Origin of the sequence: Acinetobacter sp. RF14B, assembly GCF_006864105.1 — a bacterium.
Taxonomy (GTDB): domain Bacteria; phylum Pseudomonadota; class Gammaproteobacteria; order Pseudomonadales; family Moraxellaceae; genus Acinetobacter; species Acinetobacter lwoffii_C.
The window spans coordinates 1-528 of record NZ_SMTB01000235.1 but is presented as its reverse complement, the minus strand read 5'-3'; the positions used below and the strand labels follow the sequence as shown (position 1 = coordinate 528).

At 53.4% G+C, this 528-nt stretch carries 1 protein-coding gene; it reads right to left on the bottom strand.

The window, feature by feature from the left end:
• A partial coding sequence (locus tag E2K52_RS14705) for an ATP-binding protein (RefSeq protein WP_264765954.1) occupies positions 1-528 on the bottom strand: 528 nt, incomplete at both ends.

Below are 528 nucleotides of genomic sequence, written 5' to 3'. Positions count from 1 at the left end.
CTCGGTGATTTCGCGGGCTACCGCCAGCCCTACACCTTGCCCAGGGCGTAAAGTATCAACCCGTTGACCACGGTCGAAAATGACCTCTCGCTTGCTTAATGGAATACCGGGGCCATCATCCTCGACCACAATATAGAGATGCTCGTCGGTTTGCCTTGCAGAAATTTCGACAAACTCGAGGCAATATTTACAGGCATTATCCAGCACGTTGCCCATCACCTCGACAAAATCGTTCTGCTCACCGACAAAGCTGATCTCTGGCGAACTATCGAGAGAGATATTGACCCCTTTGCGTTGATACACTTTGTTCAGCGCTGAGGTGAGATTGTCCAGCAGTGGGGCGACCGGATGCAGCTCGCGGCTGAGCAATGTCCCGCCGCGCATACTGGCACGATGCAGGTAGTAGCCAATTTGCTGTGAAATGCGGCTGATTCGCTCCAGCATTACCGGCTCAGCATCACTGACGCTCATCTTTTCACTACGCAGAGAACGCAGCGTACTTTGCAGCACCGCCAGTGGCGTTTTCAG